Source organism: Streptomyces sp. NPDC026417 (assembly GCF_055567695.1).
The window spans coordinates 77,565-91,779 of record NZ_JBVHPY010000023.1 but is presented as its reverse complement, the minus strand read 5'-3'; the positions used below and the strand labels follow the sequence as shown (position 1 = coordinate 91,779).

11 protein-coding genes are annotated in these 14,215 nt (G+C 72.9%); 10 read left to right on the top strand and 1 reads right to left on the bottom strand.

The genetic code is table 11. The features are described from left to right. Window positions 1–172: 172 nt before the first annotated feature. From ACZ4NT_RS30800 to ACZ4NT_RS30780, 5 genes are all read left to right on the top strand, one after another. A complete protein-coding gene (locus ACZ4NT_RS30800; RefSeq protein WP_467728449.1) occupies window positions 173–787 on the top strand; it encodes a DUF2690 domain-containing protein in 615 nt (204 codons plus the stop codon). 443 nt (window positions 788–1,230) lie between these two features. Next, window positions 1,231–2,220 (top strand): malate dehydrogenase, encoded by a 990-nt coding sequence (locus tag ACZ4NT_RS30795; protein ID WP_467728448.1) that lies wholly within the window; start codon window positions 1,231–1,233, stop codon window positions 2,218–2,220. A 206-nt stretch (window positions 2,221–2,426) separates the two neighbouring features. Further along, a complete protein-coding gene (locus tag ACZ4NT_RS30790; RefSeq protein ID WP_467728447.1) occupies window positions 2,427–4,178 on the top strand; it encodes a hypothetical protein in 1,752 nt (583 codons plus the stop codon). Further along, a complete protein-coding gene (locus tag ACZ4NT_RS30785) occupies window positions 4,175–4,534 on the top strand; it encodes a hypothetical protein (RefSeq protein WP_467728446.1) in 360 nt (119 codons plus the stop codon). Before ACZ4NT_RS30790 ends, ACZ4NT_RS30785 begins: the two co-directional genes overlap by 4 nt. Before the next feature lie 103 nt (window positions 4,535–4,637). Next, a complete protein-coding gene (locus tag ACZ4NT_RS30780; protein WP_147464386.1) occupies window positions 4,638–5,672 on the top strand; it encodes a hypothetical protein in 1,035 nt (344 codons plus the stop codon). Window positions 5,673–5,691: 19 nt separating this feature from the next. Here the strand turns inward: ACZ4NT_RS30780 and ACZ4NT_RS30775 are convergent, their stop codons facing one another. Then, window positions 5,692–6,618: a helix-turn-helix domain-containing GNAT family N-acetyltransferase gene (locus ACZ4NT_RS30775; RefSeq protein ID WP_121405590.1), complete on the bottom strand. Its 927-nt coding sequence runs from the start codon at window positions 6,616–6,618 to the stop codon at window positions 5,692–5,694. A 257-nt stretch (window positions 6,619–6,875) separates the two neighbouring features. Here ACZ4NT_RS30775 and ACZ4NT_RS30770 point away from each other — a divergent pair, with 257 nt between their 5' ends. The 5 genes from ACZ4NT_RS30770 (at window position 6,876) to ACZ4NT_RS30750 (ending at window position 14,118) form a co-directional block, all read left to right on the top strand. Further along, on the top strand, window positions 6,876–8,396 hold the full coding sequence (locus ACZ4NT_RS30770; protein WP_467728445.1) for an aldehyde dehydrogenase family protein: 1,521 nt from the start codon (window positions 6,876–6,878) through the stop codon (window positions 8,394–8,396). 161 nt (window positions 8,397–8,557) lie between these two features. Beyond that, window positions 8,558–10,090, top strand: coding sequence for a GMC oxidoreductase (locus ACZ4NT_RS30765; protein WP_121405591.1), 1,533 nt, complete (start codon window positions 8,558–8,560; stop codon window positions 10,088–10,090). Continuing rightward, the gene (locus ACZ4NT_RS30760; RefSeq protein WP_121405592.1) at window positions 10,087–11,193 is read left to right on the top strand and encodes a glycine betaine/L-proline ABC transporter ATP-binding protein; all 1,107 of its coding nucleotides are present in this window, start codon (window positions 10,087–10,089) and stop codon (window positions 11,191–11,193) included. Before ACZ4NT_RS30765 ends, ACZ4NT_RS30760 begins: the two co-directional genes overlap by 4 nt. Next, the gene (locus ACZ4NT_RS30755; RefSeq protein WP_467728444.1) at window positions 11,193–13,151 is read left to right on the top strand and encodes an ABC transporter permease; all 1,959 of its coding nucleotides are present in this window, start codon (window positions 11,193–11,195) and stop codon (window positions 13,149–13,151) included. The genes ACZ4NT_RS30760 and ACZ4NT_RS30755 overlap by 1 nt, the downstream gene beginning before the upstream one ends. 1 nt (window position 13,152) lies before the next feature. After that, the gene (locus ACZ4NT_RS30750) at window positions 13,153–14,118 is read left to right on the top strand and encodes an ABC transporter substrate-binding protein (RefSeq protein ID WP_467728443.1); all 966 of its coding nucleotides are present in this window, start codon (window positions 13,153–13,155) and stop codon (window positions 14,116–14,118) included. The last annotated feature ends 97 nt before the right edge of the window (window positions 14,119–14,215 follow it).

The following is a 14,215-nucleotide window of genomic DNA, read 5'->3' as shown; positions in this document are numbered from 1 at the left end:
TCCGAGGTCCCCCTTGGGGGTGTTCCCTCTGTTACCCCCCTCTCTTTGGGCGGGGGGGGGGGGGCGCTCGCCCGCGGCCTCGGGGGGGGGGGGGGCCCCCCCCCGCCCCCCCGGCGGCGGCGCGGCGGCGCCCGGCGGATCCGCGCGCGGCGGCGGGTGGGGACTCGCCGGCATGCCGCCCGGCCCGGCGGCGCCCACGGATCCGTCCGCCGGGCCGGCGGAACCGGCGCCGGGTCAGGGCGGAGGCGCGGTACCCGCCGACGCCCGGCCGCACAGCGGCGGTTCACCCGACCGGGCACCGCGCCGGCGGCGGCTCGCGATGTACGTCGCGGGCACCGTCGGGGCGCTCGTGGTGGTCGCCGCGGCCGTCTTCCTCGTGAACGGCGACGGGGACGGGAAGAACGCCGGTTCACCGACCAGGTCCGCACATTCCGCGGGCACCGAACCCGACCTGCCGGCCGGAGTGAAGTGCAGCGGCAAGGGCTGCACCGGCAAGGACCCGGAGAAGATGGACTGCGGCGGCGAACTGGCCAGGACCACCACCAGCGTCACCGTCGGCACGGCCCTTGTGGAGGTTCGCTACAGCAGGACCTGCGGCGCCGCCTGGGGCCGTATCACGCAGGCGGCGCCGGGCGACGAGGTGGCGGTGTCCTCGGCGGCCGGCGAGCGGACCGGCTCGGTCGACGCGGACAACGACGCGTACACGCCGATGGTGGCGGTGCGGGACGCCGGGGACGCGAAGGCCTGCGCGACCCTCAAGTCGGGGCGGGAGGGCTGCACTCGGTAGGCGTGAGGGCGCGGAGACCGGCGCGGGTGCGGACCCGCGCGCCGGTGTGCGGAAAAACATCGCCGTACGGGGGCATGGGTCGCGCGACTCGGGGCAGGCGAGCCGGTACCCCCACGGGATCCGGTTGCGTACGGGAGCACGAGACCCCCTCCTGGACCACCCCGGACATCCCCCCGGCGACCGCCGCGTCCCCCTCTCCCGGACGGGCGGTCGCCGCTTTTGTGCCCTGAACGGCGGCTGTGGGACGGGCCACACGAGACCCGGCCGTACGGGGCCGCGGATGCGCGATAGCCTGACGGCGGATCTCTCTTGACGCCGAGAGATCGATCATCTGTACCCCTGATCGATCATTGCGGCGGTCGGCGCCGGCCATCCAATCGGCGGCGGGGATCCTGCACCCGGGGCAGGGACGCCCCACCGCCAGCTGTCATACGGAGAACGCCATGACCCGCACTCCCGTGAACGTCACCGTCACCGGCGCGGCCGGCCAGATCGGCTACGCACTGCTCTTCCGCATCGCCTCCGGCCAGCTGCTCGGCGCTGACGTTCCGGTCAAGCTGCGCCTGCTGGAGATCACCCCGGCGCTCAAGGCCGCCGAGGGCACGGCGATGGAGCTCGACGACTGCGCCTTCCCGCTCCTCCAGGGCATCGACATCACCGACGACCCGAACGTGGCCTTCGACGGCACCAACGTTGGTCTGCTCGTCGGCGCCCGCCCCCGCACCAAGGGCATGGAGCGCGGTGACCTCCTGGAGGCCAACGGCGGCATCTTCAAGCCCCAGGGCAAGGCCATCAACGACCACGCCGCGGACGACGTCAAGATCCTCGTGGTCGGCAACCCGGCCAACACCAACGCCCTGATCGCCCAGGCCGCCGCGCCGGACGTACCGGCGGAGCGCTTCACCGCGATGACCCGCCTGGACCACAACCGCGCGCTGACGCAGCTGGCGAAGAAGACGGGCTCCACGGTCGCCGACATCAAGCGCCTGACCATCTGGGGCAACCACTCCGCCACGCAGTACCCGGACATCTTCCACGCCACGGTCGCCGGCAAGAACGCCGCCGAGACCGTGAACGACGAGAAGTGGCTCGCCGACGACTTCATCCCGACCGTCGCCAAGCGCGGTGCCGCGATCATCGAGGCCCGCGGCGCGTCCTCCGCCGCCTCCGCCGCCAACGCCGCGATCGACCACGTGTACACGTGGGTCAACGGCACCGCGGACGGCGACTGGACCTCCATGGGCATCCCGTCGGACGGCTCCTACGGCGTCCCGGAGGGGCTCATCTCCTCCTTCCCGGTCACCACGAAGGACGGCACGTACGAGATCGTCCAGGGCCTGGACATCAACGAGTTCTCCCGCGCCCGCATCGACGCCTCCGTCAAGGAGCTCGAGGAGGAGCGCGAGGCGGTCCGCGGTCTCGGCCTGATCTGAGCCGCACCCGCCTGATCCTCCGTCAGCCCCCGCCGGAACGCAGTCCGGTGGGGGCTGACGTATGCGTAGGGAAAGTACGTATCGAACGTATGTGCTTTATGGGTACATCGCACCTGCAACGGGAGTAACCCTCGCTATCGTCGTGACGTACGGTCCGCCCGGGGTTGTCCGGCCGGGCCGGGGGAGACACGGCGGGGGTGATCCCGATGACGGGATCGAATCGGCAGTACGCGCACAGCGAATCCACTCGGCTGCTGTGCGCCGGGGCCCATCTGGACACGGAGTTCAGGGCGCGGGTCATCGACGAACTCATCGGGCACGAGGAGCGGCCGGCCGCGCCGTCCCTCGGCGTCGATGTCGTCTCCGTGCTCGGGCACGCCCTGCGGGCGCGCCGGCAGGAGGTCTCGACCGCGATCGTCCTGGGCGGCATCTGGGTCGTCTTCTTCGCGGTGGAGGCGGCCCTGGCGCGCAGCGAGGTGGTGTCCGCCGGCGGCCTGGATCCGGGTCTCGCCGGACTCGGCGCGCTCGTCGGGGCCACCTCGGTCCTGTTCTACGCGGCCGTGTGCGTGCTGCTCTTCCTGGCGCGGGCGGCATCCGGCAGCGGTACGACCATGTACGCGGTGACCCGCGCGGAGTCGACCCGGCTGCGGCTGCCCCGGCGGGCGACGGCCTGGGGCCTGACGATCGCCGCCCGGTGCCTGGAACTCGCCTACTGGGGCTACGCCCTGCACCGGGTCCCGGAGGACCCGTTCCCGCTGCTCTTTCCGCTCGCCCTCACCTTCGCCACCGGGGTCCACCGGTCCCACGTGGCCGAGGTCATGCGCAAGGAACTCGCCCGCGACGCCTTCCCCGGCACCGCTCCCGTGACGCCCGCCGGGGACGCGCGGCAGATCCGGGTCGCCCGGGCCGTCGGCTTCGAGCAGCACGCCGACGTCGCGCTCTACGACGCCCACCGGCCGTTCGTCGGGGCCGGGAAGCCGCACGAGCCCTGGTCGTTCGCGATGGAGATCACGCCGGCGAGGAAGCCCCGGCCGGCCCTGAACGGGGACGCGCCGAACGGGCACGCGCCGAACGGGCACTCCAACGGCCGTCCCGAAGGCGGCGACGGGCCGCCGGACGGGACGGCCCCGCCCGTGCAGCTGACCAACCGCCGGATCATCGACCTGGTCCGCCCCAAGCTGGAGGCGCTGCGCGAGTCGGCGGCCAAGACCAGCCGGGACCGGCTGAAGGACCTGGAGATCGAGGAGTTCGTCTACCTGCCCTCGGGCGTCGGCCGCAGCGAGGGCGTGTACGACGCCGAGTCGGCCCGGATGCACATCGAGGGTGCGGTCGACGAGGGCGGCGAGGCGCGCCGCCACTTCCTGTGGGTCAGGATCGGCGCCTGGAACGAGCAGGTGGTGGTCTCGGTGCTGGTCCGGGTCCACACCCAGGGCCGGATGCTGGTCCTCGAGGTCGTGCCGCACGTCCTGGGCCCGATCATGGAGGAGTACCGGCACGTCGACCTCATCGCGGCCCGCAGCGAGGACGATGCGCTGCGGGAGGCGGTGCGGACGGTGCTGTCCGGGCCCGCGACGAACGTCGTGGCCGGCATCTCGGCGCTCCGCACGCTCGCGCAGTGCCTGCACACCTGGATGGCCCACCGCGAACAGGCCCCGCCGGACGCGCCGTTGCTGTCGGTGCGGGAGCTGGGCAGCACCGACCGGTTGTCGCTCTTCCAGGAGATGGACGTCAGCCGCTACATCAAGACCGTCGAGGACCGCATCGCCAGCGGGGTGCGCGAGGCGCTCCGGCGCAGCGGCTGCGAGACCGGCAGCTTCGAGCAGAACATCGTCAACGTCGCCGCGGGCGGCCAGTTCATCGGGCAGATGAGCGGCGGGACCGCGGTGGGCCGGATCAGCAGGAGCGCCGTCACGACAGGCAGCGGCAGTGCCGTCTACGGGGAAGGGGACACGGAATGAGCGAGGGCACGGGAGGGCGGGTCGACCGGATCACGCGCAGTGCGGTGAGCTTCGGCGAGCACGGCAGGGCCGAGTACCACGAGGCGCCGCGTGCGGCGGCGGACGGGACGACCGAGGCACTGCTGGACGCCGTACGCACCCTGCGCGACCATCTGCGGCTGCTCACGGAGTCGGCGGGGACGACCGAGCTGGACGGTGAACTCGCGGTCGTACAGGGGGAGATCGAACGGACCGGCGCCGCCGATCCGCAGCGTCTCGGACGGTTGCGGCTGCGTCTGGAGACGGCCGCCGCAGCGGTGGCCGGTCTGGCGTCGACGGCGGCCGTGGTGCAGGCGATCGCGCAACTGGCGGGCTAGGGAGCGTTGTTCGGATCAGCCGAGCTGATCCGAACGACACCCTCCAGAGCCTGCCCGGAACCCCGGGGCACGCGGGATCGCGGGGTGAGAAGTGGGGGACGACATGCGACAACGGTGGGACGCGGACCGCCAGCGGTGGGTGGACGACGACGGAACGGGCGGGCCGGCGGCCGGCGGGGTGCCCGGCGCCCCGGGCGCCGGTCCGGTGCGCGGCGGGGAGGGAGACGGCTCCGGCGGGAGCGCGGGCGGGGATCCGCAGCAGCAGTGGTGGGCCTCGGCGCAGACCCAGTCGGCCCTGACCCCACCGCAGTTGCCGCCGCCGCCTCCGCCGCAACCGCACGCCCGTCCGCAGCCTCATCCCCCGCACCAGGAACCGCAGTCCTGGGGTGCCCCGGTGGTGCCCGGTGGCGGTCCGCCGCCGTCCCGGCCGGACCCCGCGAAGCGGCTGCTCTTCGTGATCGTCGCCGTGGCTCTCCTGGCCGGCGGCGTGGGCGGCGGGGTGTGGGCGCTGAACCGGGACGACTCCTCGGACCGGGCGGGCTCCGACGCGCCGCAGTCGTCCGTCACCGTCACGGCCACCCAGGGCGTTCCCTCGGCGCAGGGCTCGGACGTGTCCGGGGGTGTCGAGGGCGGGGAACCGTCGGCGGAATCGGCTTCGCCCACGCCCGCCACGTCCCCGTCGCCTGGCTACAGCCGGTCGGTGGACACCGTCGGCTACACGGTCGACGTGCCCGAGGGCTGGGTCCGCACGGTGGACCGGCGCAAGGGGAAGCCGTCGGTCGTCCACTACACGTCCCCCGGCGGTGGCGGTGAGCTCGAACTGTTCGAGCTCATGGAGGCCAGCCCGGCGGACTCGCTGTTCCAGGCCGAGAACGACCCGTCCTTCGGGTTCGACGTCAAACTCGCCGGCTATCGGGTCTTGGACCGGCAGTCGGGCACCGACTGGGCCGAGCTCAGCTACCGCTACGACGACGTGCAGGACGGCGCCTCGGAGGTCGTCGACCACCGCTTCGAGGCGCCGGACGGTACGGCGTACGCGATCCGCTCGATCGGCCCCGAGGGCACCGACGTGCTCACCCCGTTCCGGATGGCGCTGAGCTCCTTCTGTCCGACGGGTGCCGTCTGCGCGACCGCGTGACCGGCCCGGCCGCCCCCGCTCACTCCGGGACGCGGGGCGCCGGCCGGCCCGGCGCGCGGCGCAACCGCTTCTCGAACCAGTGGGCGGCGCAGGTGTTGTCGTCGTAGCGCGGGATCTCCGTGTAGCCGCAGGCCCGGTACAGGGCCGTGGCCTCGGCGAGGACGGCGTGCGTGTCGAGGCGTACGGCGGCGAACCCGCGGTCGACGGCCTGCCGCTCCAGTTCCCGGAGGATCCTGCGGGCCAGACCGAGCCGCCGCGCGCCGGGGTGGACCCACACGTGGCGGATCTCGCCCACGCCCCGGCCGAGCCGGCGCAGCGCCCCGCAGCCCACCGGCTGCCCCTCCTCGTACGCCACGACGAAGGCACCGGCGCGGTCCGACACCTCGCCCGGTCGCACCAGGGCCGCGGGGTCGAAGCCCTCCGGGAACCGCGCGTCGAGGTCGGCGGCGTAGGCGGCCAGGCAGGCCCGCGCGTCCCTGGAGGCGCCGTCGACGACGTCGACGGCGATCCCGGCGAGCCGCAGCAGCCGCTCGGTGACGGCGACGGCGGCGGTGAGCTCGCCGCGCTGCGTCCCGCTGAGCCCTTGGAGGAGGCCCGCGGCGAGGCCGTCGGCCCGTCGGTTCTGCTCGGCGACCTCGGCGTGCCCGGCGTCCGTGAGCCGGGCGACCCGCAGCCGGCTGTCCTCGGGATGCACGGTCACCAGCAGCAGCCCCTGCGCCTGGAGCGTCTTGACCATCCGGCTCAGATAGCCGGCGTCGAGGCCGAGCCTGCTCCTGAGCTCCCGCAGCGAGGTCCCGGTCCCGTGCCCGACCTCGGACAGCAGCCGGGCCTCGCCGAGGGGCCGCTCGCGGCCGAGGCAGTGCTCGTCGAGCGCGCCGATCCGCCGGGTGAAGTACCGGTTGAAGCGGCGCAGCGCCCGCACGTCGTCCCCTGAGACTGGCTCCATATTTGTTTGACTCTAGTCAAAGGAAAGACGGCGTGTCCACGGCCGGGTGAAGCCGTGCGGGGAGGTCCGGTCCGGCCGGGCGCATCGTTCGTCTTTGCGGGCGTCTTGTCCGTATTTCTGGCGGTTACGCAGTGACACCCGGCACTTTCGGCCAGGGGGCCGCATGCATGAGGGGCGGATGGGCAGGTGCTCACGGCCCCCAAGGGTGACCCAGTGTGACGCAGGGGCAGGAACTGGAACGGAAGGCAATGCCGATCATGGCGCGACAGACCGAACGACAGGCCCAGCAGACCATTCACGCGGGCGGACAGTGGCGTGCGGCCGCCTCCCGCGCCACGCGCGAGATCCTCGATCCCGCGGATGCCGAGCCGTTCGCCGTGGTCGCGGAGGGTGACGAGCAGGACGTGGATCTCGCCGTCGAGGCCGCCCGCCGGGCCTTCGACGAAGGGCCGTGGCCGCACACCCCCGTCGCCGACCGGGCCGCGCTGCTGCGCCGGGTGGCCGATCTCCTGGTCCGCGACCGCGAGGAGCTCGGACTGCTGGAGAGCCGCGACGCGGGCAAGACGGTGGAGGAGGGACGCGTCGACATCGACTGCGTCGCCGACGCCTTCCGCTACTTCGCCGATCTCGTCGTGGGGGAGGGCGGCGGCCGGGTGGTCGACGCCGGCTCCGCCGACGTCCACAGTGTCGTCGTGCACGAGCCCCTCGGTGTCTGCGCCATGATCACGCCCTGGAACTACCCGCTGCTCCAGGCCAGTTGGAAGGTCGCTCCGGCGCTCGCCGCCGGCAACACCTTCGTGATCAAGCCGAGTGAGATCACTCCGCTGACGACGGTCGCCCTCGTGGAACTGCTCGTCGAGGCCGGACTGCCCGACGGGGTCGCGAACATCGTCACGGGCCCGGGCCACAGCGTCGGCGCCCGGCTCGCCGAGCACCCCGACGTCGACCTGGTCTCCTTCACCGGCGGCCTGATCAGCGGGACGAAGGTCGCGCAGGCCGCCGCCGTGACCGTCAAGAAGGTCGCGCTGGAACTCGGCGGCAAGAACCCCAACGTCGTCTTCGCCGACGCCTGTGCGACCGACGAGGGCTTCGACACCGCCGTCGACCAGGCCCTCAACGCCGCGTTCATCCACAGCGGCCAGGTGTGCTCGGCGGGCTCCCGGCTCATCGTCGAGGAGTCCGTGCGGGAGCGGTTCGTCACCGAACTCGCCGCCCGCGCCGCGAAGATCAGGCTCGGCCGGGGCACCGAGGACGGTGTCGAATGCGGCCCCCTCGTCTCCGAGCAGCAGCGCGCGAAGACCGAGGCGTACGTCGCGTCCGCCCTGGCGGAGGGTGCGGTGCTGCGCAGCGGCGGCAAGCGTCCCGAGCCGTCCGACGCCCGGCCCGCCGGCGGCTACTTCTACGAGCCGACGGTCCTGGACCACTGCCACCGGGAGATGCGGGTCGTCCGCGAGGAGATCTTCGGCCCGGTCCTCACCGTCGAGACCTTCCGCACGGAGGACGAGGCCGTCGCGCTCGCCAACGACACCGAGTACGGACTCGCCGGCGCCGTCTGGACCGCCGACGCCGGCCGCGCCCGCCGGGTCGCCGGCCGGCTGCGCCACGGCACCGTCTGGATCAACGACTTCCACCCCTACCTCCCGCAGGCGGAGTGGGGCGGCTTCGGCAAGAGCGGCGTCGGACGAGAGCTCGGCCCCGCGGGCCTCGCCGAGTACCGGGAGACCAAGCACGTCTACCAGAACCTCGCGCCGAAGCCGGTCCGCTGGTTCGCCGGCTGACGCCGGCCCCCCACCGCCCAGCCGACCGCCCGGGGCGCGCACCCCAGCCGGACCGCCCCCCCCAGACCGGCGCGCACCCCCGACCAGACCGTCCCCCCACCGCCGCGCATCCCACGACCGATTACGCGCAGCACCTTGTACGACCGGAGGAGCACCTCTTCATGTCCGAGCAAGAGAACACGTACGACTACGTCGTCATCGGCGGCGGCACCGCGGGCTCCGTCATCGCGTCCCGCCTGACCGAGAACGAGGACGTCACCGTCGCCGTCATCGAGGGCGGCCCCAGCGACGTCGACCGCGAGGACGTCCTCACCCTGCGCCGCTGGATGGGCCTGCTCGGCGGGGAGCTGGACTACGACTACCCGACCACCGAGCAGCCACGCGGAAACTCGCACATCCGGCACAGCCGGGCCCGGGTGCTCGGCGGGTGCTCGTCCCACAACACGCTCATCGCGTTCAAGCCGCTGCCGTCCGACTGGGACGAGTGGGAGGCGGCAGGCGCCGAGGGCTGGGGCGCGGCGCCGATGGAGCCGTACTACGACAGGCTCCTGAACAACATCGTGCCGGTGGACGAGAAGGACCGGAACGCCATCGCCCGCGACTTCGTCGACGCCGCCCGGGCCGCGCTCGGCGTGCCGCGCGTGGAGGGCTTCAACAAGAAGCCGTTCACCGAGGGCGTCGGCTTCTTCGACCTCGCCTACCACCCCGAGAACAACAAGCGCTCCAGCGCTTCCGTGGCGTACCTGCACCCGGTCATGGACCGGCGGCCGAACCTGACGATCCTGCTGGAGACCTGGGCGTACCGGCTGGAGCTCGACGGCACCCGCGCCACGGGCGTGCACGTCCGCGCCGAGGACGGCACGGAGACCCTCGTCCGGGCCAGGAACGAGGTTCTGCTGTGCGCGGGCGCGGTGGACTCGCCGCGGCTGCTGCTGCACTCCGGGATCGGCCCGAGGCAGGACCTGGAACGGCTCGGCATCCCCGTCGTGCTCGACCTGCCCGGTGTCGGCGAGAACCTGCTCGACCACCCGGAGTCGGTGATCGTGTGGGAGACGAACGGCCCCATCCCCGAGAACTCCGCGATGGACTCCGACGCGGGCCTGTTCGTGCGCCGGGACCCTCAACAGCCGGGCCCCGACCTGATGTTCCACTTCTACCAGATCCCGTTCACGGACAATCCGGAGCGGCTGGGCTACGAACGCCCCGAGCACGGCGTCTCGATGACCCCGAACATCCCCAAGCCGCACAGCCGCGGACGGCTCTACCTGACCAGCGCCGACCCGGCCGAGAAGCCCGCCCTCGACTTCCGCTACTTCACCGACGAGGACGACCACGACGGCCGCACCCTCGTCGACGGCATCAAGATCGCCCGCGAGATCGCCAAGACCGAACCGCTGGCCGGCTGGCTCAAGCGCGAGGTGTGCCCCGGCCCCGACGTCACCGAAGACGAGGAGCTCAGCGCGTACGCGCGGCAGGTCGCGCACACCGTGTACCACCCGGCGGGCACCTGCCGGATGGGCGACCCGGCCGACGAACTCGCCGTGGTCGACCCCGAGCTGCGCATCCGCGGACTCGACGGCATCCGGATCGCCGACGCGTCCGTCTTCCCGACCATGCCCGCCGTGAACCCCATGATCGGGGTGCTCATGGTCGGCGAAAAGTGTGCCGACCTGCTGGGAGGCGAGGCCCGATGAGCACCGTCCTGGACACCCCGAAGAGCCCCGAGACGCCCGGGACCGCGCAGAGCGCGTCCCCCGTCTTCTCCGTACGCAACCTGTGGAAGGTCTTCGGCCCCAAGGCCGACCGCGTTCCCGCCGACCCCGAACTCGCCGCGCTGTCCGCCGCCGACCTGCGCGAGCGCACCGGCTGCACGGCCGCCGTCCGCGACGTCGGCTTCGACGTGCACAAGGGCGAGGTCTTCGTCGTCATGGGCCTGTCCGGCTCCGGCAAGTCCACGCTGGTGCGCTGCCTGACCCGGCTCATCGAGCCGACCTCGGGCGAACTCTCCATCGACGGCGAGGACGTGCTCGCCATGGACCGCGGGCGGCTGCGCGAACTGCGCCGCCACCGGGCCGCGATGGTCTTCCAGCACTTCGGTCTGCTGCCGCACCGCTCCGTCCTCGACAACGTCGCCTACGGCCTGGAGATCCAGGGCGTCCCGCGCGCCGAACGCCGCGAGCGGGCCGCCGAGGTCGTCGCCAAGGTCGGCCTCGAAGGCATGGAGCAGCGCAGGCCCGGACAGCTCTCCGGCGGTCAGCAGCAGCGCGTCGGGCTCGCCCGGGCGCTCGCCGTCGACCCCGAGGTCTTGCTGTTCGACGAGCCGTTCAGCGCGCTCGACCCGCTGATCCGGCGCGACATGCAGGAGGAGGTCATCCGGCTGCACCGCGAGGAGGGCCGCACGATGGTCTTCATCACCCACGACCTGAACGAGGCGCTGCGCCTCGGCGACCGCATCGCCCTGATGCGCGACGGCCGGATCGTCCAGCTCGGCACCCCCGAGGAGATCGTCGGCTCGCCCGCCGACGACTACGTGCGCGAGTTCGTCCGCGACGTGCCCCGCGAGCAGGTCATGACCGTCCGGTCGGCGATGCGTGCAGCGTCCGCGGACGAGGCCGGCCGCGGCCCGGCCGTGAACCCTGCGACCACCGTCTCCGAGGCCATCGAGGCGGTCGCGCGCTCCGGATGCGCGGCACGCGTGGTCGACGAGGGCCGGTGCGTCGGCGTCGTCGACTCCGAGGCCCTGCTCGGAGTGGTGGCCGGCACGGACACGCCCGCCGATCGGGAGGGGGCGGCGTAATGGCCAGCGTGACCGCCCCCGTCGGCCGTACGAGCGCGGCGGACCGGGCCAGGAACCTGCTGCGCCACCGGGCCGCCGGCAAGCTCCTGCTGCTCGCCGCCGTCGCCGCCCTCGTCGTGCCGGTCCTCGACTCCCGCTGGTCGAGCGGCAGTTGGCCGCACGCGCTCACCGTCGACCTGACCGAGCCGCTCGGCCGTACCAGCGACTGGATCATCGACAACCGGGACAGCCACCCGCTGTTCCTGTACTTCTTCGGCTACGTCAGCAACGCCGTCGTGCTCTGCGTCCGCGCCGTCTACCTCGTGCTGCTCGCCGCGGGCTGGGCCGGTGTCACGGCCGTGGCCGCCGCCGTCGCCTGGCGGGCCGCCGGGGTGAAGCTCGCCCTCGGTACGGCCGCCGCGTTCCTCGCCTGCGGACTGCTCGGCATGTGGGTGCCGACCATGCAGACACTGGCGCTGATGGTGGTCGCCGTGCTCGTCTCCGTCGTCCTCGGCATGCTGCTCGGGCTGGCGGCGGGACTCTCGGACCGCACCTTCCGGGCGCTGCGGCCGGTCCTCGACACCATGCAGGTGCTGCCCGCGTTCGCGTACCTGCTGCCCGTCGTCCTGATCTTCGGCATCGGTGTCCCCGCGGCCGTCCTGGCCACCGTCGTGTACGCCGCCCCGCCCATGGCCCGGCTCACCGCGCTCGGTCTGCGCGGCGCCGACACCGGCGTCATGGAGGCCGTGGCCTCGCTCGGCGCCACGGCCCGCCAGCGCCTGCTCACCGCGCGGCTGCCACTGGCCCGCAAGGAGCTGCTCCTCGGCCTCAACCAGACGATCATGATGGCGCTGTCGATGGCGGTCATCGCCTCCGTGATCGGCGCCGGCGGTCTCGGCGACCGCGTCTACCAGGCCCTGGCCTCCGTCGACGTGGGCGCCGCCCTCGCCGCCGGTGTCCCGATCGTGCTGCTCGCGGTCGTCCTGGACCGGGTGACCGGGGCCGCGGGGGAGCGGCTCGGCGCGCACACCGAGGCCAAGGGCCCGCACCTCGCCTTCGCCGCCGTGGCGGTCGTCGCCGTGGCCGTCGCCGGGCGCCTCGCGGGCCGCCTCGACTGGCCCGACGCCTGGATCGTGCACATAGCCGGGCCGGTGAACCAGGCCGTCGACTGGATGACCGACCACCTGTACTCGGGGGTCCCCTACATCGGCGGCACCGCCGACTGGGCCGGCCACTTCACCACCTGGGTGCTCGACCCGCTCCGGGACGGGCTGCAAGGGCTGCCCTGGTGGTCGGTGCTGCTGCTGGTGACCGCTCTCGCCTGGCTGATCGGCACCTGGCGCACCGCGCTCACCGCCGTCCTCGCGATGGCCGCGATCGGCGTCCTCGGCGTCTGGAAGCCGTCCCTCGACACGCTGTCGCAGGTCCTCGCGGCGGTCGCCGTGACCCTCGTCATCGGCTTCGCGACCGGCGTCGCCGCGGCCCGCAGCGAGCGGGTGGAACGCGTGCTGCGACCCGTCCTCGACGTCTTCCAGACGATGCCGCAGTTCGTGTACCTGATCCCGGTCGTGGCGCTGTTCGGCATCGGCCGGGCGCCCGCCGTGGCCGCGGCCGTCGTCTACGCGCTGCCCGCCGTCGTCCGCATCACCACGCAGGGCCTGCGCTCGGTCGACCCGGCCGCGCTGGAGGCCGCGCGCTCCCTCGGCGCCACCAGCGGACAGCAACTGCGCCAGGTCCAGCTCCCGCTGGCCCGCCCCGCCCTGCTCCTCGCCGTCAACCAGGGCGTCGTCCTGGTCCTCGCCGTCGTCATCATCGGCGGCCTGGTCGGCGGTGGCGCGCTCGGCTACGACGTCGTGTTCGGCCTCGCCCAGGGCGACCTGGCCACCGGACTGGTCGCCGGCGCGGCGATCGTCTGCCTCGGCCTGATGCTCGACCGGGTCACCCAGCCCACGCAACGCCGCGCCGAGAAGGGAGCGTGACATGTCCCGCACGCTGACGAAGACACGCACGACGGCCGCGCTCACGGTGCTGGTGCTGGCCACCGGCTGCGGCGCCGCCGACATGACCAAGCAGGCCTCGCCGTTCGCCAACGCGCAGGGCGCGAAGACGGTGACGCTGTCGGTGCAGTCCTGGGTGGGCGCGCAGTCCAACGAGGCCGTCGCGCAGTACCTCCTCGAACACGAGCTGGGCTACCGCGTCGACACCGTCCAGGTCGACGAGGTCCCCGCCTGGGACGCGCTCAGCCAGGGGCGGGTCGACGCGATCCTGGAGGACTGGGGCCACCCCGAGCAGGAGAAGCGGTACGTCGACGACAAGAAGACGATCAGCCGCGGGGGCGACCTCGGGGTCACCGGACACATCGGCTGGTACGTCCCCACGTACTTCGCCGAGAAGCACCCGGACGTCAAGGACTGGAGGAACCTGAACAAGTACGCGGACCGGCTGCGCACCGCGGAGAGCGGCGGGAAGGGCCAGCTGCTCGACGGCTCCCCCTCCTACGTCACGAACGACAAGGCGCTGGTGAACAACCTGAAGCTCGACTACCAGGTCGTGTTCGCCGGGTCCGAGGCGGCGCAGATCACGCAGATCAAGCAGTTCGCCAAGGAGAAGAAACCCTTCCTCACCTACTGGTACTCGCCCCAGTGGCTCTTCGAGAAGGTGCCGATGACGGAGGTGAAGCTCCCCGCGTACAAGGAGGGCTGCGACGCCGACCCGGAGAAGGTCGCCTGCGCCTACCCGCACACCCCGCTCAAGAAGTACCTCAACGCGGACTTCGCGAAGAGCGGCGGCAAGGCGGCGCGGTTCCTGAAGAACTTCAAGTGGACGACCGAGGACCAGAACGAGGTCTCCCTGATGATCGCCAACGAGAAGATGTCGGCCCAGGAGGCGGCGGCGAAATGGGTCCGCTCGCACGAGTCGACGTGGCGGGCCTGGATTCCGTCCTGACCCCCCGCAGCGGGGGGGGGGGGGGGGGGGGGGGGGGGGGGGGGGGGGGGGGGGGGGGGGGGGGGGGGGGGGGGGGGGGGGGGGGGGGGGGGGGGGT